Below are 479 nucleotides of genomic sequence, written 5' to 3'. Positions count from 1 at the left end.
GCCCTGCTCACCGATGAAGTCTTCGACACCGGCGGCAATGCCGTCGCTGCAGACCCCAACCTCACCGGGTTTACCGTCGACATTTCTGGAAGCCCCCCTACACCCTTCAGGGTTGAAGCTGAGACATTCCAGATTGTTAGTGGCTTTCAAGTAAAGAGCAACGGGCATGCGTCGGGTAATCAATATCTCCAGGCAAGCGGGCAAGAGGAGCAACGGGCCTCATATACCTTCACAGGCTCCGACGGAATTTATGATTTGGGACTGGGTTACTTCGACGAAGCCGATGGCCAATCACAGATGAGCATTTTCGTTAACGGAGTTGAAATCGACAACTTCATCTGGAACGCAGATGCCGGCAACAATTTCGTTAACAGCTCATCGTTTGTCGAGCGCACCATCTCAGACGTGTCTCTCTCCAACGGTGATGTGATCGAGATCGCGGGTTTTCAAGATTCTGGGGAACCTTTGAGAACAGACTA

General features: G+C 52.0%; 1 protein-coding gene. It reads left to right on the top strand.

Translation table 11 applies throughout. The features are described from left to right. On the top strand, positions 1-479 hold a 479-nt coding region (locus ABLN94_RS24590; RefSeq protein WP_352997350.1), incomplete at both ends, for a hypothetical protein.

This window comes from Ruegeria sp. SCP11 (assembly GCF_040329455.1).
GTDB lineage: Bacteria > Pseudomonadota > Alphaproteobacteria > Rhodobacterales > Rhodobacteraceae > Ruegeria > Ruegeria atlantica_E.
Note: the sequence above shows the minus strand (reverse complement) of the source record. Positions and strands in the feature narration are given on the sequence as shown.